19 protein-coding genes are annotated in these 20,848 nt (G+C 43.2%); 18 read left to right on the top strand and 1 reads right to left on the bottom strand.

Annotated features, from left to right (window positions below):
* The first annotated feature begins 33 nt into the window (after positions 1–33).
* The 18 genes from GKO22_RS02280 (at position 34) to GKO22_RS02195 (ending at position 20,447) form a co-directional block, all read left to right on the top strand.
* Entirely contained in the window at positions 34–3,048 is a 3,015-nt protein-coding gene (locus GKO22_RS02280) for a TAT-variant-translocated molybdopterin oxidoreductase (protein ID WP_166332472.1), read from the top strand.
* A 29-nt stretch (positions 3,049–3,077) separates the two neighbouring features.
* Complete coding sequence (gene nrfD, locus GKO22_RS02275) at positions 3,078–4,559, top strand: NrfD/PsrC family molybdoenzyme membrane anchor subunit (protein WP_116775104.1); 1,482 nt, start codon at positions 3,078–3,080, stop codon at positions 4,557–4,559.
* Between the two features lie 5 nt (positions 4,560–4,564).
* On the top strand, positions 4,565–5,101 hold the full coding sequence (locus GKO22_RS02270; protein ID WP_116775103.1) for a DUF3341 domain-containing protein: 537 nt from the start codon (positions 4,565–4,567) through the stop codon (positions 5,099–5,101).
* Positions 5,094–5,726 carry a c-type cytochrome gene (locus tag GKO22_RS02265; protein WP_317165690.1) on the top strand — a complete coding sequence of 211 codons (633 nt, stop codon included), beginning with the start codon at positions 5,094–5,096 and terminating at the stop codon, positions 5,724–5,726. The genes GKO22_RS02270 and GKO22_RS02265 overlap by 8 nt, the downstream gene beginning before the upstream one ends.
* Before the next feature lie 19 nt (positions 5,727–5,745).
* Complete coding sequence (locus GKO22_RS02260) at positions 5,746–6,981, top strand: quinol:cytochrome C oxidoreductase (protein WP_116775101.1); 1,236 nt, start codon at positions 5,746–5,748, stop codon at positions 6,979–6,981.
* Positions 6,982–7,021: 40 nt separating this feature from the next.
* Positions 7,022–8,359, top strand: a complete 1,338-nt coding sequence (locus GKO22_RS02255; protein ID WP_206367781.1) for a cytochrome c oxidase subunit II — start codon at positions 7,022–7,024, stop codon at positions 8,357–8,359.
* A 26-nt stretch (positions 8,360–8,385) separates the two neighbouring features.
* Positions 8,386–10,272 (top strand): cytochrome c oxidase subunit I, encoded by a 1,887-nt coding sequence (locus tag GKO22_RS02250; RefSeq protein WP_240920084.1) that lies wholly within the window; start codon positions 8,386–8,388, stop codon positions 10,270–10,272.
* A 65-nt stretch (positions 10,273–10,337) separates the two neighbouring features.
* Complete coding sequence (locus GKO22_RS02245; protein WP_166332470.1) at positions 10,338–11,381, top strand: COX15/CtaA family protein; 1,044 nt, start codon at positions 10,338–10,340, stop codon at positions 11,379–11,381.
* 56 nt (positions 11,382–11,437) lie between these two features.
* Positions 11,438–12,346, top strand: coding sequence for a heme o synthase (cyoE, locus tag GKO22_RS02240; protein ID WP_166332469.1), 909 nt, complete (start codon positions 11,438–11,440; stop codon positions 12,344–12,346).
* Positions 12,347–12,352: 6 nt separating this feature from the next.
* Positions 12,353–12,937: a cytochrome c oxidase subunit 3 gene (locus tag GKO22_RS02235; RefSeq protein ID WP_166332468.1), complete on the top strand. Its 585-nt coding sequence runs from the start codon at positions 12,353–12,355 to the stop codon at positions 12,935–12,937.
* A 9-nt stretch (positions 12,938–12,946) separates the two neighbouring features.
* Complete coding sequence (locus GKO22_RS02230; RefSeq protein ID WP_116775096.1) at positions 12,947–13,687, top strand: cytochrome c oxidase subunit 3; 741 nt, start codon at positions 12,947–12,949, stop codon at positions 13,685–13,687.
* A 36-nt stretch (positions 13,688–13,723) separates the two neighbouring features.
* A complete protein-coding gene (locus GKO22_RS02225; protein ID WP_116775095.1) occupies positions 13,724–14,098 on the top strand; it encodes a cytochrome C oxidase subunit IV family protein in 375 nt (124 codons plus the stop codon).
* A 17-nt stretch (positions 14,099–14,115) separates the two neighbouring features.
* Complete coding sequence (locus GKO22_RS02220; protein ID WP_166332467.1) at positions 14,116–14,838, top strand: SCO family protein; 723 nt, start codon at positions 14,116–14,118, stop codon at positions 14,836–14,838.
* Between the two features lie 6 nt (positions 14,839–14,844).
* A complete protein-coding gene (locus GKO22_RS02215) occupies positions 14,845–15,387 on the top strand; it encodes a DUF420 domain-containing protein (RefSeq protein WP_166332466.1) in 543 nt (180 codons plus the stop codon).
* 79 nt (positions 15,388–15,466) lie between these two features.
* Complete coding sequence (locus GKO22_RS02210) at positions 15,467–15,928, top strand: ABC transporter ATPase (RefSeq protein ID WP_166332465.1); 462 nt, start codon at positions 15,467–15,469, stop codon at positions 15,926–15,928.
* A gap of 75 nt (positions 15,929–16,003) precedes the next feature.
* A complete protein-coding gene (locus GKO22_RS02205; protein WP_166332464.1) occupies positions 16,004–17,479 on the top strand; it encodes a S10 family peptidase in 1,476 nt (491 codons plus the stop codon).
* 131 nt (positions 17,480–17,610) lie between these two features.
* Entirely contained in the window at positions 17,611–19,104 is a 1,494-nt protein-coding gene (locus GKO22_RS02200; RefSeq protein WP_166332463.1) for a gluconokinase, read from the top strand.
* The gene (locus GKO22_RS02195; protein WP_317165698.1) at positions 19,098–20,447 is read left to right on the top strand and encodes a gluconate:H+ symporter; all 1,350 of its coding nucleotides are present in this window, start codon (positions 19,098–19,100) and stop codon (positions 20,445–20,447) included. Before GKO22_RS02200 ends, GKO22_RS02195 begins: the two co-directional genes overlap by 7 nt.
* Position 20,448: 1 nt before the next feature.
* On the opposite strand, the gene GKO22_RS02190 is transcribed toward GKO22_RS02195, so the two are convergent.
* On the bottom strand, positions 20,449–20,847 hold the full coding sequence (locus GKO22_RS02190; protein ID WP_166332461.1) for a DoxX family protein: 399 nt from the start codon (positions 20,845–20,847) through the stop codon (positions 20,449–20,451).
* Between the last annotated feature and the right edge of the window lies 1 nt (position 20,848).

The raw sequence follows: 20,848 nt of genomic DNA, 5'->3' as shown, positions 1-20,848 counted from the left end.
CAGAAAAAACGCAATCTTAATATACAGCTTTACATGGATAGCAACAAAAAATATTGGAAAGGGTTAGAAGAGCTAAATCAAACTCCTGCGTTCGTACAGTCGAGCAAGGGTGAGTTTTCTGAGTCGATTCCCGTAGAGGATGTGTTGAATGAAGAAGGATTGAGCACCAAAACACCTCGCCGTGACTTTCTAAAAGTCTTAGGTTTTGGTTTGGGCGCTGTTTCCTTGGCTGCTTGTCAAAATACACCTGTTCACAAGGCCGTTCCTTACTTGATCAAACCAGAGGAAGTAACGCCGGGTGTTCCTAACTATTACGCTTCATCATTTAATGGACAAAGTATTTTAGTCCGCACACGTGAAGGTCGCCCTATCTTGGTAGAGGCAAACCCGAACAGTGTTGGTTTAACGCAAGGTACAGAGTCGGCTACGGTCGCTTCGGTATTAGACTTGTACGATATGACCAATAAACTACAGAATCCACAAATCAATGGTAGAGATGTAGAGTGGGCTAAGTTAGATGCTAGAGTTATTGAGGCATTAAACAAATCGGTGCAAGCTGGAAAACGCGTAGCCATCGTATCTAGAACGATCAATAGCCCAACTTCTTTGGCAGCTATTGCAGAATTCACCAATAAATATCCAGGTACACTACACGTACAATTGGATCCAATCTCTTACTCCGGTATCCGTGCAGCCAACGAGGCTAGCTTCGGTCAAGCAGTAGTTCCATCATACAAATTCGAACAAGCATTAGTGGTCCTATCGGTAGGCGCTGATTTCTTGGGAACTTGGTTAGATGGTGAAGAGCATACACAAGATTACATCAAGAATAGAAATTACAAATCTTTAGAGGCAGGCAAAATGTCTCGTCACATCCAATTCGAAACTGGATTGAGCATGACGGGAACTAATGCAGATGTGCGTATCGCCATCAAACCTTCTGAAGAGGCCGCTGTATTGATCTCTTTATATAACGAGATCACTGGTTCTTCTTTAGCTGGCGGTATTCAGCAAGCCAATGCAGCTACAGCGATCAAGCTGGCAGCACAAGAATTGTTGAAGAACCGTGGTCAAGCAGTCGTAGTAGCTGGCGCGAATGATGTACATATCCAAACGTTGACCAATGCGATTAATGCAGCAATCGGCGCCTATGGCACGACAATCGATCTAGTAAACTATTCGAAGAAATACCAAGGTTCTGAGTCTGAATTCGCAGCCTTGTTAGGCATGGCTAATGCAGGTCAGATTGGTACAGCTATCCTTTGGAATAGCAACCCAGTATACGATTACTACGATAGTGCAGCTGTAAAGCAAGCGCTTTCTAAGATAGATTTCACGCTTTCGTTCTCAGATCGTGCGGATGAGACTGCTTCAGAATTGAAAGCAATCGCTCCGGCTAGCAACTTCTTGGAGTCTTGGGGAGATGAGTCTTCTAAAGTCGGTTATTACACGATCGTACAACCCACGATCAATCCTGTGTTTAACACCCGCCAAGCAGAAGTTAGCTTACTAAACTGGGCAGGTAATAACACCGATATCTACACGTACGTTCGCAATATTTGGGAAAACAGCATTCTAGCTGGAAGCTCAAAAACTTGGACAGATATCCTACAAACAGGATTCGAGTTCAAAGGTAATGCGACGGCAGGTGCTGCTTCTTTTGCAGGTAATGTAAATGCAGCAGCTTCTGCGGCAACTACAGCTGCTCAAGCAATCAAAGCGGGTGACGACTTCGAATTATCGCTGTATCAACCGGCTAATATTCGTGATGGTCGCTATGCCAACAATGCATACTTGCAAGAGCTTCCCGATCCGGTATCTAAAGTTACTTGGGATAATTATGTAGCCCTTAATCCGAAAGATGCTGAGCGTCTCGGTTTAGGAGAAAAAAGTACAGCTACTATTAAAGCAGGTGAATTAGAGATCGAGCTTCCTGTTCTAGCGCAGCCAGGCCAAGCCTTAGGTACAGCATCTGTAGCGTTAGGTTATGGTCGTACTAAGGTAGGTAAAGCCGGAAATAATGTTGGTGTGAATGTTTTCCCTTTTGCGCAAGTAAATGCAGGTATCATTCGATTTGCCAATAAAGTTTCGATCAGCAAAGCCTCTCGTATTTACGAATTGGCCCAAACACAAACGCACCATACCATTGAAGGTCGTAACATCATTCGGGAAACTACATTTGCCAAATTCTTACAGAACCCAGCTTCTGAAGCTGGAAGATTCTCGGACGATCATAAAACGTACGACTTGTGGAACAAGTATGAGCAGCCAGGTCACAAATGGGTGATGGCGATCGACTTGAACGCGTGTACCGGTTGTGGTGCTTGTATCGTAGCATGTAATGTGGAAAACAATATTCCGGTAGTAGGTCGTGACGAGGTTCGCCGTCGTCGTGAGATGCACTGGTTGCGTATTGACCGTTATTACACGATAGAAGAGAACGGCCAAGGATATACCAAAGAAGATGATATTGCTAATTTATCTTCATACGAAAACGTCAGCGTAGTCCATCAGCCAATGATGTGCCAGCACTGTTCGCACGCTCCTTGTGAGACGGTTTGTCCGGTATTAGCTACTGTTCACTCTTCAGAAGGATTGAACCACATGGCATACAACCGTTGTTTCGGTACACGTTACTGTGCGAACAACTGTCCGTACAAAGTGCGTCGCTTCAACTGGTTCAACTACTGGAATGATTCTCGTTTTGACAACTACTTGAACAATGAGTTCACACAATTGGTGTTGAATCCAGATGTTACCACTCGTTCACGTGGGGTAATGGAGAAATGTTCTATGTGTATACAACGTATTCAAGCAGGTAAGCTTCAAGCAAAAGTGGAAGGTCGTAAAGTGCAGGATGGTGAAATCCAAATGGCCTGCTCAAGCGCTTGTAGTGCTAACGCTATGATCTTTGGTGATGCTAACGATCCTAATTCAGAAGTGTCCAAAGCATTGCGTAGCGAGCGTATCTACTACGTATTGGAAGAAATCAACGTACAACCGAACATCGGTTATATGACGAAAGTTAGAAACAGCTTTGAGGCTTAATCTTGTTCAATTTTTTGAAATAAACAACTATGTCATCGCATAACGAATCAATATTAAGAGAACCATTAGTAACCGGGAAAAAGATCACGTACGCCCAAGTGACGGACGATGTATTGCTTCCGGTTGAAAACAAGCCTAATAAAGCTTGGTGGATAGGATTTATCGTGGCTGTCTGCGGAGCCATGCTTTGGGTTATCAGTGTCGGTTACACATTTTGGACTGGTATTGGAGCTTGGGGTTTGAACAAGACCGTAGGTTGGGCTTGGGATATCACCGACTTTGTATGGTGGGTAGGTATCGGTCACGCCGGTACGTTAATCTCCGCTGTACTTTTGCTCTTCCGTCAAAACTGGCGTAACTCCATTAACCGGTCGGCAGAAGCGATGACGATCTTCGCGGTAATTTGTGCCGCTACGTACGTTGTGGCTCACATGGGTCGTCCTTGGTTAGCCTACTGGATTTTCCCACTTCCGAATCAGTATGGTTCACTTTGGGTAAACTTCAACTCACCATTAGTATGGGATGCCTTTGCGATCTCTACTTACTTTACGGTATCATTAGTATTCTGGTACGTAGGTTTACTACCGGATATCTCTTCGGTACGTGACCGCGCTACTGGTTTAAAAAAGAAAGTATATTCTACTTTATCATTTGGCTGGAATGGGTCGGTAAAAACTTGGCAACGTTTTGAAATCGTTTCCCTAGTATTAGCCGGTATCTCGACACCATTGGTACTTTCAGTACACACTATTGTATCGATGGACTTTGCTACGTCTGTAATTCCAGGATGGCACACCACGATCTTCCCTCCATACTTCGTAGCGGGAGCGATCTTCTCTGGTTTTGCCATGGTACAGACATTATTGTTGATTCTTCGCAAAGTCATGAACTTTGAGAACTATATCACGATGTTCCACATCGAGTCGATGAACAAGATCATCATGGTAACGGGATCTATCGTAGGTATCGCTTACTTGACTGAGTTGTTTATTGCATGGTACTCTGGTTCAGAATACGAGATGTATGCATTTGCCAATCGTGTGGCTGGTCCGTACGCTTGGGCTTACTGGGCGATGATGACTTGTAACGTGATCTCTCCACAGTTATTCTGGTTCAAAAAGATCCGTACTAGTATTCCGATCTCATGGGTATTATCTATCGTAGTAAACATTGGTATGTGGTTCGAGCGTTTCGTAATTATCGTGACTTCACTGCACCGTGATTACCTACCATCATCTTGGGCGATGTTTTACCCAACTTGGGTAGATGTAGGTATCTTCATCGGATCTATCGGTTTGTTCTTTACCTTGTTCTTACTATTTATCCGTTTCTTGCCAAGTATTGCTATGGCAGAGGTGAAATTACTATTGAAGAGTGCTTCACTACAACAAAAAACGAAATTGGTTCAAGAGGGAGCATTCCCAGAGGAGCAAGTACAATACTTTAGAGATTCGTTGACAAAGTATGATTCCGTATCGGAAGAGGATATTAATGCTTTACGTAAAAAATAATAGCAATGAGCAACACAAAATATATACTAGGTAGTTTTGCAGATCCCGACGAGATGATGCACGGGATTGAGAAATTGCAAGAGAACAATATCAGCATTTACGATTGCTATACACCGATGCCGATTCACGGTATTGAAGCGAAGTTAGGCGTAAAGCCTTCTCGCTTGCCGATTGCCGCTTTTATTGCAGGTGCTACCGGAACGATCTTAGGTTTTAGCTTGCTGTTTTATACAACGGCGTACGATTGGCCAATGAATGTAGGTGGTAAGCCTTCATTACCTCTGCCCAACTTTGTACCAGTTACTTTTGAGGTAACGATCCTATTATGTGCATTGGGTATGGTGGCTACATTTTTCTACCGCAATCACTTATTCCCAGGTCGTGCACCTCGTGTGATGGACTTACGCGCATCTGATGATAGATTTATCATTGCTATTGATGCGAAAGAAAATACAGATCACAACCTTATTGACGGTTTGTTGAAAGACGCTGGTGCAGTAGAGGTTAAATACAATGAAAGGAAATATGTTAGCTATGAATAAGAAGAACTTTCTTGGAACTGTATGTGCGGCGGTTGCATTAGCTGCTGTAGTTTCTGCTTGCGGAGACGGTACTACTCGTAGTACAGGTTGGGAATTTTCTCGCAATATGTATGATCCGATTGCTTTCAATCCAGATCAACCGAATAAAAACTTTAAGAACGGAATCACAGCTCAGACTCCTCCAACAGGTACTACACCGATTGGTTTCACCCGTTTCGATTACGAAAATAGTGTAGAAGGATATGAGTTAGCAGGTGCGGAGATCACAGCCAATCCATTAACTGTTACCGAGCAAAACTTGAAGGAAGGACATGCATTGTATGTGACATACTGTGCAGTATGTCACGGACCAGAAGGAAATGGTGATGGTACGATCACGAAAGACAGAGAAGTAGAAGATTCAAGAGGCAAACGTGCTTTGGAAAACTTTCCTGAGCCGCCTTCTTACCAAAAATCGGCAGGAACTCCATCTTCACGTGGTGGGCAAATGTCTGATTTGACAGCAGGTAAGATCTTTCACACGATCACCTACGGATGGAACTCTATGGGGCCACACGCATCACAAATCTCACCAGAAGATCGGTGGAAAGTTGTTATGTATGTGCAAGAATTACAAAAGAAATAATTAAACATCAAGTTAATAAATGGGAACTCACAATCATCATCACGATTATAATTTTAGCGAGCAGTTTCAATTTGGTGGCGTAGCCAAAATTTTGAGCATAGTCGCTGTTGTAATTGGTATAGCAAGTATTGCATGGGGTTTGTTGTCGCATGATCACATCATCCATGAGCGTACTTACGCCAATTTATTATTGATGGGCTATTATTTCACTTGCGTATGTGCCGCTGGCGCATTCTTCGTGGCGCTACAATTAGTCACTCAGTCTGGCTGGTCTGCAGGTTTATTACGCATACCTCAGGCAATGGCAAGTGTATTACCAATTGCATCTTTAATTTTATTGATCATCGTTGGTCTAGGATTATACACACACAATCTATATCACCACTGGCATGCAGATGGTCTTACAGATCCAACAAGTCCTAACTACGATGCACTAGTAGCAGGTAAAGCAGCATTCTTGAATGTACCAGGATTCCTAATCCGTCAGGTATTATTCATGGGTTCGTATAGTATCTTCGCTTTTATCTTAGCAAAATTATCATACAACGAAGATTTGAACGGTGGATTGAATGGATACAAAAAGAGCTTTAAGCTTTCAGCATTGTTCTTAGTAATCTTTGGTTTTACCACGCCAATCTGGTCATTCGATACCATCATGTCTTTAGAGGCACACTGGTTCTCTACGATGTTCGGTTGGTACAACTTCGCAGCAATGTGGGTAAGTGGTATCTCAGCGATTACATTGATATTGATCTTATTGAAGAAAGCGGGATATATGTCATGGGTGAATGAAAACCACTTGCATGATTTAGGTAAATTGATGTTCGGTTTCTCGATCTTCTGGACTTACGTGTGGTTTGCACAGTTTATGTTGATCTGGTACTCTAATATTCCGGAAGAAACCGTATACTTTTACAAAAGATGGGAGCCAGAGTACAAGCCTTGGTTTTGGTTGAGTATCGTGATTAACTTTGTAGCACCTTTGCTATTGTTAGTAGATCGTGATGCAAAACGTAAAGAAACATTCATGATGTGTGTAGCTATCTTGCTTCTTTTGGGTCACTGGCTAGATTACTACATTATGATTATGCCAGGTACAGTAGAAGCTCACCGCGGTTTTGGTATCATTGAGGTAGGTACAGCGATTGGTTTTGCCGGATTGTTCACCTTCCTAGTGCTTAGTAAGTTGAGCAAACATGCATTAGCACCGAAACATCATCCGTTCTTGGATGAGAGTTTGCATCATCAGATTTAAGGGTTAAGTAGCGTATTACGTATAAACGTTTTTATAGAAAATGAAGTTTACAAAATATAACAAGTTCAAGACGATAATAGGCTGTTTGCTCCTGTTGAATTTAGTGGTGGCTTTGCCTGCTTCCGCATCTTTACAAGATTCGGTCGTAAGTAATGTCCAAATGGATGAAACGGCTACGCCGGGTGACGAAGCGCAGGTAGATAGCGTTACCGTAGCTACAGATGATGCCTCTGGTGATACCACGGCGTCAGCAGTAGTTTCTCCGGATGAGCAAGCAACAACAGATGGAACAACTGCATCGGTAGAGGCAGATAAGCAGATCGATGCACAAGTGTATAAGGACATCACCTATTACTTGATGTATTTCTTATTGATCTGTATCATCGTGGCAGTTATTGGTAAGATACAACATATCTATACCTTATCGCGCCGTATCAATGGTAAGTACAATCCATTAGCGAATAACAACCTTCAGGCAGCCTTATTTTTGGTTTTCTTAGTGTTTTTCCTAGTTGGTACTTATTATTCTTACGCAGTTTGGGGAGTATGGTCTTGGAGAGCAGCAGTTACCGAACACGGTAAAGATATAGATCAGATGTTTATCATCACGTTGATCATTACCACGTTTGTGATGATTGTCGTGCACATCCTATTGTTGGTATTCGCATACTTATACCGTATGCGTCTAAATCGCAAAGCTTATTTCTATCCGCACAACGATTCAATCGAGCGTTTGTGGACTATTGTACCAGCTATTGTATTGACAGTATTGGTATTGTTCGGTTTCTTTACTTGGAGAAAGATTACTAACGTTCCTCAAGAATTGCAAGATTCAGCACTTCAGGTAGAAGTAATGGGTGAGCAGTTTATGTGGACGGTACGTTATCCAGGTGCTGATGGGGTTATTGGTAAACGTAATTACAAATTGACCTCACCGACAAATGCGTATGGTATCGATTTCACCGATAAAACTGCGTGGGATGATGTACAAGGTGCAGAGATTGTGTTGCCAGTAAATCAGCCTGTACGTTTCCATATTATCTCTAAAGATATTATTCACTCTTTCTACATGCCAGATTTCAGAGTACAGATCAATGCTGTACCGGGTATGACGAACTACTTCCAGTTTACACCAACGACTACGACACGTGATATGCGTGATAAGTTGAACGATCAATCGTATGACTTCGTGATGTTGTGTGCTAAGATCTGTGGATCCAGTCACTTCAACATGCAGAAAAAAGTAGTAGTAGTAACTGAAGCAGAATATAAAGAATGGCTTGCTAAACAACCGAAATTCTTCACAGAAGCATTGCAGCAAGAATATGCTCAGGCAGAGAAAGGTGAAGAAACGTTGAAAACAGCTTCATTAAATTAATTTTTTAAAGAGTTTTAATTTTAGATATGTCAACTACAGTTATATCGCACGGCGCAGCAGATCACGATTCTCACGATCATCACCATCATCATGAGACATTCTTGACTAAATATGTGTTTAGCCAAGATCATAAGATGATCGCGAAGCAATTCTTGATCACAGGTATTATCATGGCCGTATTTGCTATGGTTTTATCCATCTTGTTTCGTATTCAAATTGCGTGGCCAGATGCTGAATTTCCAATCTTAGAAGTTTTCTTAGGAAAATGGGCTGAGGGAGGTCGTATTAAACCAGAGTTCTTCTTGTCATTAGTTACTATTCACGGTACGATGATGGTGTTCTTTGTATTGACAGCCGGCTTATCAGGTACATTTAGTAACTTATTGATTCCTTATCAAATCGGAGCACGCGATATGGCGTCTCCATTGATGAACATGCTTTCATACTGGTTCTTCTTTGTAGCTTGTATCATCATGATTGCCTCATTCTTTATCGAGTCTGGACCAGCTTCAGCTGGTTGGACAATCTATCCACCATTGTCGGCCGTACCAACTGCTATCGCAGGTTCAGGTTTAGGTATGACTTTGTGGTTAGCGAGTATGGTGCTATTCATTGCGTCGCAAGTGTTAGGTGGTACTAACTATGTGAGTACAATCTTGAACATGCGTACAAAAGGGATGGATCTTTGGAAAATGCCTTTGACAATCTGGGCATTCTTCTTAACCGCTATCGTTGGTTTGCTATCCTTCCCAGTTTTAGTTTCTGCCGTTGTCTTGTTGATCTTTGATAGATCGGCAGGTACCTCTTTCTACTTATCTGATTTAGTAGTTGGTGGTCAGATCCTACCGAATGAAGGTGGTTCTCCAATCTTGTTCCAACACTTATTCTGGTTCTTAGGTCACCCGGAGGTATATATCGTAGTGATGCCAGCTTTAGGTTTAACTTCGGAAGTTATCTCGACTAATGCACGTAAACCAATCTTTGGTTACCACGCGATGGTTTATTCACTAGTGGGTATTACGGTACTTTCCTTCATCGTATGGGGTCACCATATGTTCGTTACCGGTATGAGTCCATTCTTAGGTGGTGTGTTTATGATCACGACGTTGATCATTGCGGTACCATCAGCAGTAAAAGCTTTTAACTACATCGCGACGTTGTGGCGCGGTAATATCCGATTTACACCAGCGATGATGTTTGCCATTGGTATGGTTTCCTTCTTCGTATCTGGTGGTGTTACGGGTATTTTCTTAGGTAACGCGGCATTAGATATCAACTTGCACGATACCTATTTCGTAGTAGCTCACTTCCACTTGGTAATGGGGTCTGCTTCGATCTTCGGAATGCTTTGTGGTGTATATCACTGGTATCCTAAAATGTTTGGCCGAATGATGGACGAGCGTTTGGGTTACTTGCACTTCTGGATGACATTTATCGGTGCATATCTCGTATTCTTCCCGATGCACTTTATGGGTATCGATGGCGTTCCACGTCGTTATTACTCTTTCACTGATTTTCCATTCATGGAAAAATGGGTGTCTGTCAACATCTTGATCACTTGGGCAGCGATTATCTCTGCATTAGCACAGGTAGCTTTCTTGTGGAACTTCTTTGCTTCGATTTGGTTGGGCAAACGTGCTCCACAGAACCCTTGGAATTCCAATACTTTGGAGTGGACTACTCCGGTAGAGCATTTCCATGGTAACTGGCCAGGAGAAATTCCTGAAGTACACCGTTGGCCATATGATTACTCTAAGCCGGGGCACGATGAAGATTTCATTCCTCAACATATTCCATATTCACAAACGATGAGTTCGAATCATTTGCATGATTTCGAAGGAGACGAAGAAGCTATCCGTATCCAGAAAGCTTGGAATAAGGAGAATGACCGCGAAGACGTAACATTTCATTAATATGTGTTTAGCCTGAAGTCATATCTGCCTTCAGGCTAAATTAATTGTATTGATTGCATCTACCCATGTATCCTGCCACTGAAAAACGATTTGTCATTGCCAATAGGATTACAATAATCTTTTTGTTTTTGGTGATTGCGGCCGGTGGTATTGTGAGGAGCACGGGCTCAGGAATGGGTTGTCCGGATTGGCCAAAATGTTTCAATCGTGTGATTCCTCCAACCGATATATCGCAATTGCCAGAAGGCTATGAGCAACAATATATCGAGGGAAGACAAAAGAAAAACGAGCGTTTTGCCAAGATAGTACAGCGTTTTGGTTTTCAGAAAGAAGCGGAACAAATCCGTACTGATCCATCCATCTTAGTGCACGAAGAATTCAATGCTGCCAAAACTTGGACGGAGTATATCAATCGTTTAGTAGGTGTTATCGTTGGATTTTGTTTGTTGGCGACGGCGTATTTCTCCTTACAGTATAAGAGAAGTATTCCAGCCATTACCATATGGAGCGTTCTTAATCTTTTTGTTGTAGTTATTCAAGCTTGGCTAGGTTCTATTGTGGTATCTACCAACTTAATGCCATGGATTATTACCATTCACATGGTACTGGCATTAGTGATATTGGCAATTGCTATTTACACCTTCTATTTGGCCACCACCAAACGCAATAAGACTTTGCTGGTAAACCAATCGTCTGTGGGTATTAAATGGTTGGCCGCGTCTTCATTGATGGTTTTGTTTATACAAATCATCATGGGTACGGAGGTTCGCGAATTGGTGGATGTATTGCGAGGGCAAGATATTCCGCGTAGCGGATGGATAGAAGCGATTGGTGCGGCGTATGATTATCACCGCATTCTAGGTTATATCACTTTTGGATTGACCTTGGTGATGTGTTGGATGGTCAAAAACAGGTTTAATAAAGAAAGTATTCAAAGCAAGTATGCTTTGATCGTAATAGTATTGGCGGTTGTACAAATGGGTTCAGGTATTATCCTTGCTCGCTTTGCTTTACCGCCATATATGCAGACAACGCATTTAGTCGTTGCGAGCTTATTTTTCGGAGCTCAATACTACGTAATGTTGTTGATGACGAAAGCAAAAGTATGACGTGTGTATTACATGCATTAAAGTATTTTTGCGGCGAATTAATTTGATGATGATCCATGGGGACGTTTATTTCGGATTTTAATAAGCTTGTCAAGTTGAGGTTAACGTTAACCGTTGTGTTTTCGGCCTCAATATCGTTTTTGATTGGTGCTGTTCAACAGGGAGGAGACATCATCTGGACGAATTGGCTCTTGCTGACTTTAGGTGGCTTTTTGGTAACCGGAGCAGCAAATGGCTTCAATGAAATCATTGAGAAGGATTTGGATAAGCTGATGGAGCGTACGAAAGATCGTCCGTTGCCGTCAGGAAGGATGACCAATGGTCAGGCCTTGGTATTGAGCGTATTCATGGGCATTACCGGTACGTTGGTGTTAGTGGAGTTGAATTTTATTGCAGGCTTACTGTCTGTGTTTTCCATCTTCTTATATGCATTTGTGTATACGCCGCTCAAGCAAAAGTCGCCCATCGCGGTTTTTGTGGGCGCTTTTCCAGGCGCTTTACCACCGTTGATCGGTTATTATGCGGCATTTGAGGCATCCGGATTTGGTTTAGCCTATAGTGCAGTAAGCGAGGCAGCAGTAGTCATTACGCCGTTAGTTCTTTTTATGATTCAGTTTGTCTGGCAGTTTCCACATTTCTGGGCGATAGCTTGGGTAGCGGATGAGGACTACAAAAGAGCGGGATTTCGCTTATTGCCCACCACACGAAAAGATAAAGCGTCAGCTTGGTTGCTATTCTTATCGTGTATCGCCATGATTCCTGTAGGTTTTCTGCCGATGTATTATGGTTTTGGCGGATGGATTTTTACCATCATCGCTTTGTTGGGTGGATTGTTGTTTACTTGGTACGGATACCAACATATACAATCACCCCAAGATAGTACCGCGCGTAAGATTATGTTTACGTCTTTTGCGTACTTACCGATCTTACAGATCGCATTATTAGTAGATTTTATACCCTTTTAAGGAGGAATGGATAAGATGATGGATAGCAATGAGCAATTAGTACAATCTCGCAAAGCCAAGAAGTTCAACCTTTGGCTCGGCATGATTGGTATGTTCATGATGTTTGCCGCGCTGTCAAGCGGTTTCATTGTGTACACCGCTAGTGGTATCGATAAAGGGATCAAAACGATATTGCCTTACGCATTTATTTATAGTACCGTAGCGATCGTATTAAGTAGTGCTACGATACACATGGCGTACACAGCGGCAAAAGCCGGGCAACTAGGTCGTCAGAAATTAATGTTACTGATCACGATTGCCTTAGGCATCGTATTCTTTGTATCGCAGATCAATGCATGGTCTACATTAATTGATCGGGGTATTTATTTTCAGAATCCCAATGCTTCGCAATCATTTATATATGTGTTTACGTGGTTACACTTGATGCATATCATTGCCGGATTGATCGTTTTGTTACGCTGTTACATTGGTGCAGCAAGACCGATCTCGACAGATAAAAACCAATTTAGAATGGAAATAGCCACTATTTTTTGGCATTTTCTGGATCTATTATGGATTTATATTTATGTTTTCTTACTTTTGAATCAATAAAACTAAACAATGAGTACAACGACTGTATCGCAATTGGATAAGGTTAAAGACGGACCTTGGAGTGGTGGTAAATCACCGTGGAACTTGGAATACGGAAAGATCATGATGTGGTTTTTCTTAGTATCTGATGCGTTCACCTTTTCTGCGTTCTTAATTTATTATGGCGCTCAGAAGTTCGCTAATGCGACTTGGATCGACCCTGATAAAGTGTTTCAATCTATCCCAGGTATTGCCGAAAGTGGACAGCCATTGGTATTCGTCGGTATCATGACCTTTATTTTGATTATGTCATCTGTTACGATGGTGCTAGCCGTAGATGCTGGTCACCGCAATGATCGTGCTGCTGTTATCAAATGGATGTTGTGGACGATTTTAGGTGGTTTGATGTTCGTAGGATGTCAGGCTATTGAGTGGACTCACTTACACCATGAAGGTTTCTGGTTTGGTCGCAATCCAGCAACAGGATTGGAAGGCGAGACAGCTATTGTAGAAGCCTTGAAACCATACTTCACTGGAGAGATTTCTTACACCGCTGCTTTGCAGTTCTCTAACCTGTTCTTTACGATCACTGGTTTCCACGGTTTCCACGTATCGATTGGTATCTTGCTTAATATCATCATCCTTTGTATGACGTTGAACAATACGTTCGAGCGTCGCGGTACCTATTTGATGGTAGAAAAAGTAGGTTTGTACTGGCACTTTGTGGATTTGGTATGGGTATTCGTATTTACGTTCTTCTACCTTATCTGATTTATTTAATAATTATCCTGTAATACAACATATACGATGTCTAATCACGATCATACAGCAGCAGCGCACGACGAGCACCATGAAGGCATGGGAGCTAAGCAAATCTGGTCCGTATTCTTTGTCTTGCTGGCACTGACGGCACTAGAGTTTTTAATCGCCCTTGGTTTTGTACACCACTGGCAGATTTTGCAGAAGGGCATGTTGGTTAATATCATTTATATTATGCTAACCTTAGTGAAAGCATACTATATTGTAGCTTTCTTTATGCACTTGAAGTTCGAGAAATCGAGTTTCATTGTATGTAGCACTATTGTCTTTATATTCATCGCCTATTTTATTGTGCTGATGCTGGTAGAAGGTAGCTACCTTTCTGGAGCGCTACAGTCGCATCCGGTTTATCCGAACAATTAATAGAACGATATACATAGATGAATCCAGTCATTCGTCCAATGAAGTTTTCAAAAATTATAATCCTGGCCATTGTACTCTTTGTGCCAGGATTTTTGTATTTATTGATGGAGAACTTGGGTCGCCATGAGTACGTCAAATTACCCATTTACGGAGAGAAATCTTTGTCTGGTGAGATGCGTCGTGTCATGGGAAGAGAACGACCTGATACAATCTATCATCAATTGGATCCCTTGTCATTGACCAATTGGGATGGTCGTCCTGTTTCTTGGATGGGCAATGATTCTATTATCAGCGTAGCGCATTTGATTTATAGCGCCGATTCTTCCTTTTCTGATATTGCGTTGGATTATATGGATCATTTGGCTACCAAGTTTGCGAGCAAGGCCAGTGTGCATCTGTTTTCCATTACGGTAGATCCGAGAGATAGCGTACCTGTTTTGGCGAAGATGGCCAATCGCTTTGGCGATCTGGATCGTCGCAAGTGGCATATCGTAGGGAATCCTTCCGTAGATATGTTGACCTATGCGCGTGAGCAAATGTTGCTCAACGCTAATCGAGACCCACAAGATTCGACCAGATATATGATCGATGATCAGATTATCCTCATCGATGGCAAGCACCGCATTCGAGGCTTCTATCCATTGAGTCAGCATGCAGAGCTGAAAAGGTTAGAAGATGAAATTAAACTGCAACTAGTAGAAGAAATAAGAGATAACCCGGTTCGGGTAGAAAGAAATTAGGTTATTATGGCAATGACTGCGGAAGAGAAAAAGTATAAGGGTATTATCTGGACCTTATCTATCGTGATACCGATTGCGGTAGCTGTTTTATTTGGTGTCAATTTACAAAAGTTAGGTTACGATGTGAAGCCTTTGAGCTTTTTGCCGCCGATCTATGCTAGCATCAATGGCCTTACGGCCGTTTTATTGGTGTGGGCGGTATCTGCTATTAAGAAAGGTAATGCCAAATTGCACGAAAACCTAATCAAGGTTTGTATGGTGTGCTCCTCATTATTCTTGGTGATGTACGTGGCCTATCACATGACGTCGGTTTCTACGCCGTATGGTGGCGAAGGTTTTATCCGCTTAGTGTACTTTTTTATTCTAATTAGTCATATTCTGCTATCCATTATCATCATTCCATTTGTACTGTTTACCTTTGTACGTGGGATAGCTGGAGCGTACGAGCGACACAAGCGTTTGGCGAGAATTACCTATCCGATGTGGTTGTACGTAGCAGTTACGGGAGTGATTGTCTATTTGATGATCTCGCCGTACTACACGCACTAAGCTTATGGCAGCAGCTTAAGAGTAGCTGTTGCTAAAAGACATTCTGTTATCCTGTTGTATACATTAAAAATAGTAGGTGATGAAAAAAGTATGGATATATCAGGCTGATCGGTTCTTCACCGAAGCCGAAGAAGCAAAAGCCTTTTCTGTTTTAGAGCAATTTGTAGCGGGCTGGACAGCGCACGGCGATCAGCTAGCCGGCAAAGCAAGCATTTATCACCATCTTTTTATCGTATTGGAAGTCGACGAATCTGTTGCAAGTACTACCGGTTGCTCGGTCGATAAATCGGTACATCTGTTGAAAAAACTGGAGCAAGAGTTGAACATTGGATTGTTTGATCGATTGATGGTGGCGTACCGCGATGCAGCAGGTGCGGTACAATTGGTCTCACGCAATGAGTTTGCGCAACTGGTCAAAGCGGGTGAAATAGCTTCAAATACCATCGTTTTCAACAATCTATTAACTACTGGAGAAGAGTTTCCAGACCAGTGGGAAATACCATTTCAGGAAAGCTGGCATGCCAAGGCCTTTGTAATATAATTACAACATAGCGGCAAGCACCTAGGATTTTAGTAAATTGGGATTATTAACGATAATTCCGATTAACACAATCTTATGAAACGATACTTTTCTGCTACGCTATTCTTGACTTGCTTCGTAGCTTTATCCTCTTTGGCGCAAGTAGCCATTCCGGCGGATTCTATCATTACCACCAAACATAGCACCACTATTCTTGGGCAAGCCATCAAATACACCGCCCATAAAGGCACGCAACCGGTGTGGAATGAGAAGGGTGATGCAATTGCAACACTCGATTATACCTATTACGAACGCGATGGCGTAGCCAAAGAAAACCGCCCTTTAGTGATTTCATTTAATGGCGGGCCGGGTTCTGCTTCCGTTTGGATGGAGATTGCGTATACTGGGCCAGCCTTATTAAACATTGATGACGAAGGTTATCCGGTTCAGCCGTATGGCATCGGTAAAAATCCCTATTCTATTCTCGATATTGCCGATATCGTCTTTATCAATCCTGTCAATACCGGCTACTCGCGCATCTTAGACAAAGACGTCAATACCAATACGTTTTTTGGTGTGAATGCTGATGTCAAATATTTAGCTTCATGGATCAATACCTTTGTGACGCGTCGCAATCGCTGGAATTCTCCGAAATACCTGATTGGCGAAAGCTACGGCACCACACGCGTTTCGGGTCTGGCTCTGGAGTTACAAAGTTCTCATTGGATGTATCTGAATGGTGTGGTACTCGTATCACCGACTACGCTCGGCATCGAACGCGGCGGGCCGGTAGATATGGCCTTGCGCTTACCGTATTATGCAGCGACTGCCTGGTATCATCAAAAATTACCAGCCGATCTGCAACGTCGGGATTTGGAAGAATTGTTGCCAGAAGTAGAAGCTTTTGCGATGAATGAATTGTTGCCGACCTTGGCAAAAGGGGGTTTATTGACCTCGGATCAGCGTCAAGCTGCGGCTACGAAAATGGCGCGTTATTCGGGTCTTGCAGAGCAAGTGATTCTGCAAAATAACCTCGATGTAAGCCCCAATCTTTTTTGGAAAGAATTATTGCGCGATAGTGGCTACACCGTAGGTCGTTTAGATTCTCGCTATCGCGGAATAGATCGTAAAGATGGTGGCGAGCGCCCAGATTTCAATGCCGAACTCACCGCTTGGTTGCATGCCTTTACGCCAGCTATCAACCACTATATGCGTAATGAACTCAACTTTGCTACCGACGTCAAATACAATATGTTTGGATCGGTATATCCTTGGGATCGCAGCAATGATCGCACGGGCGAAAACTTGCGACAAGCTATGGCGCAAAATCCCTTTCTGCACCTGATGGTGCAATCTGGCTATTACGATGGTGCCTGTGATTACTTCAATGCTAAATATACGATGTGGCAGATGGATCCATCGGGTCGTCTGCAAGACCGTATGTCTTTCAAAGGATATCGTAGTGGGCACATGATGTACTTACGCAAGCCAGATTTGGAACAAGGGAATGCAGATATCCGTACCTTTATTAAAAACAGTATTCCAGCAGCCGGTACGCCAGCAAAGTATTAATGCCGACCGCATCTTAGATTGTAAGGCCATAAGCTAACGATTGTAGGATAAAATCTGTATATTGCTATTTCGATAAGGCTTTTTTCAGGCATCTGCCTTGATGAATCAAGGCCTCCGCAATTATAGATACTATGATCATTGGTTTAGATATTGGTACTTCATCTACTAAGGCAGTTGCGTTTGACCTTCATGGCGAAGTACTTGCGCAACACGGCATCACGTATCCGATCCTAACGCCACAGGCCGGTTATTACGAGCAAGATCCCAACGAGATCTATGAAGCTTGTATCAACTCGGTAAGGGAGGTGATGAGCGTGCTGCGTGAGAAATATCCGGACGAAACGCTCCAAGGTATTTCCTTAAGTAGCGCGATGCATGCACTGATCGTGATGGATGAAGAAGGAAATGCCATTACCAATAGCATTATTTGGGCCGATCAGCGAAGTGAAGCAGTTGCCGCTGCGCTAAAAGAAACGCCAGAGGGATTGGATCTTTATCTGAAAACAGGTACGCCGATCCACCCGATGTCGGTACTTTGCAAAATCAGATGGATGAAGCAGCATGCAAAAGACACCTTTGAGCGTGCGCACAAATATATTGGCATCAAGGAATACCTATTCTTTCGTCTTTTTGGAAACTATGTGATTGATCATTCTATTGCGTCTACCACAGGCTTGTTTGATATCGAGCATTTAAATTGGTACGAGCCCGCATTATCAGCTGCAGGCATACAATCCAATCAACTTTCCGAACCGGTAGCCATTCAGCATACTATGCATTTGCAAGATGCAGAACGAGCTGCTGAGCTAGGTGTTCCTGTCGGAACTCCATTTGTGATTGGAGCTAGCGATGGTTGTCTGGCCAATTTGGGCGTTGGCGCTACACATCCTGGAATTGCGTCTGTCACCGTCGGAACGAGTGGCGCGGTACGCGTAATTAGCAACAATGCCAGTGCAGATCAGAAACAGCGCGTGTTTAGTTATTTGCTGCACCCAAAGCAATTTGTGGTCGGTGGCGCGGTCAACAATGGTGGAGTCTTACGCAATTGGTTTCGCGATACGTTCATGACCGAGCTGACGCATCTACCAGAAGATATCAATACCTCCCGGTTATTCGACGAAGTCATCAATTCGGTTAATCCAGGTTCGGATGGATTGGTCTTTCTGCCTTATCTCACTGGCGAGCGTGCGCCCCATTGGGATGCCAATGCCAAAGGCGTTTACTTTGGCATTCAATTGCAACATACCAAAGGCCATTTCGGCCGAGCTATGATCGAAGGAATGCTGTTTGCGCTGTACAGCGTAGCGCTCGCGTTGGAAGAAACCACTGGCCCGATTCATACCATTTATGCGAGCGGCGGGTTAGCGCGCTCCCCAGTATGGGTACAGATTTTGGCAGATGTATTTAACAAACCGGTTTTTGTAAAAGAAACAGTAGAAAGTTCTGCTTGGGGTGCTGTATTGGTTGGTTTGGAAGCATTAGGAATAAAGGTCAACGCAGAAGATCATGCCGCTGTGCAAAGCGAAGCCGATTCCTATGTGCCCAATAAAGAACATCACCTGATCTATATGAAAAACTTTCGGCAATTCGAACGCTTGTACGATAAGTTGAAAGACGAATTTTAACCTTTATAATTCTAAAACGCATGCCTTTAGTCATTGTCTTTTTTGGCGTTTTGCTGCTTTTGCTTTTAGTAACTGTCGTAAAACTCAATACCATTATTTCCCTGTTGATTACCTCTATTGTTGTAGGTTTTGCGATGGGGATGGACAGTATGGACATTGTGCGATCCGTCGAAGCAGGTGTGAGCACCACTATGGGACAACTCGCGTTGTTGCTCGCTTTTGGTTCTATATTAGGAAAGCTGATGGCCGATGGCGGCGCAGCCGAACGCATCACATGGGTATTGACTGATGTATTTGGTGTCCGCAATCTACCATGGGCCATGGTACTCACCGGTTTTCTCGTCGGTATTCCTTTATTTTATAATGTCGGTTTTATCGTATTGGTGCCTTTTGTTTTCATGGTTTGTGCGGCCAATCGGTTGCCGATGTTGTATGTAGCCATTCCTTTGTTAGCAGCGCTGTCGGTCACACATGGTTATTTGCCACCACATCCGGGCGCTACCGCTATTGCCATCACATATCAGGCAGATATTGGTCTTACGATGGTTTATGGCATTATCGTCGCTATTCCTGCGATCATTATTAGTGGTCCATTTTTCGGGCGTACGTTGAAAGGTATTGCCACCAATCCACCGCCAGAATTATTTACCGTTCCATCGTCTACCGAAGGTCGACCGATGCCAAGTTTTGCCATTAGTTTGTTTACCGGATTATTTCCCGTTTTGCTGATTGCCATCGGTTCATTTGCGCATTTGTTCTTGCCAGAAGGATCGACAGCTTTGGCTACGGTTCGCTTTATAGGCGACCCCGTGATGGCATTGATGATTGCAGCACTGTTAGCGATGTATACGATGGGAATACGGCAAGGAAGAAGCTTAAAGCAACAATCCGAAGGCATTGAAGATGCGATTCGAGGTATTACGATGATCTTATTTATCATCGGTGCTTCGGGGGTATTCAAGCAAGTACTCGTTGATAGCGGCGTAGCGGTCTACATCGCAGAAAGTACGGCCGACTTAGCTTTATCACCGTTGGTGTTGGCTTGGTCTATTGCCGCGGTTATTCGCTTAGCTATTGGCTCTGCCACGGTTGCTGGATTGACTGCCGCAGGCATCGTATTACCTGTGATGCAAGCGACAGGAACGAGCCCCGAGCTGATGGTGTTGGCCACGGGCGCAGGAAGTTTGATGTTTTCTCACGTAAACGATCCCGGCTTTTGGATGTTCAAATCCTACTTTGGATTAAGCATGCGCGATACCTTCCGCTCTTGGTCGGTGATGGAAACCTTAGTTTCCCTGATCGGATTGTTTGGCGTGATGGCGTTAAATTGGTTTGTCGGATAGCTTATTTCTTATCCACGCTATACTTGCCAGCGCCCATCAAAGCAACAGCAATAAATATAAAAAACAACTCGATCGTATGCGATGACTTTGCCCAGCCATGACCTTCTCCTAAATGGTAGATACTGGCCATCAACATTGTTCCAGCCAATACAACGCTGGCTGGTCTTGTCCAGAGCCCGATCATAAATAGTAATGATCCAAGAATTTCTGCAGTAGCGGCAGCGCCTCCCCAAAACAATGGCATAAATGTAATACCAACGTGTTTCATCGAATTTCCTATACTTTCTAGCTTTTCGACTCCACCGCTAACTTTTGGGATTCCGTGAAATATCATCATACTCGCGCCAATAGTTAGGCGAATTATGAGTAATCCAATATCTTTTCCTTTTGTAGTTCTCATG

It is taken from the genome of Sphingobacterium chungjuense, from assembly GCF_011316935.1.
In the GTDB taxonomy this organism is placed as follows: Bacteria; Bacteroidota; Bacteroidia; order Sphingobacteriales; family Sphingobacteriaceae; genus Sphingobacterium; species Sphingobacterium chungjuense.
Note: the sequence above shows the minus strand (reverse complement) of the source record. Positions and strands in the feature narration are given on the sequence as shown.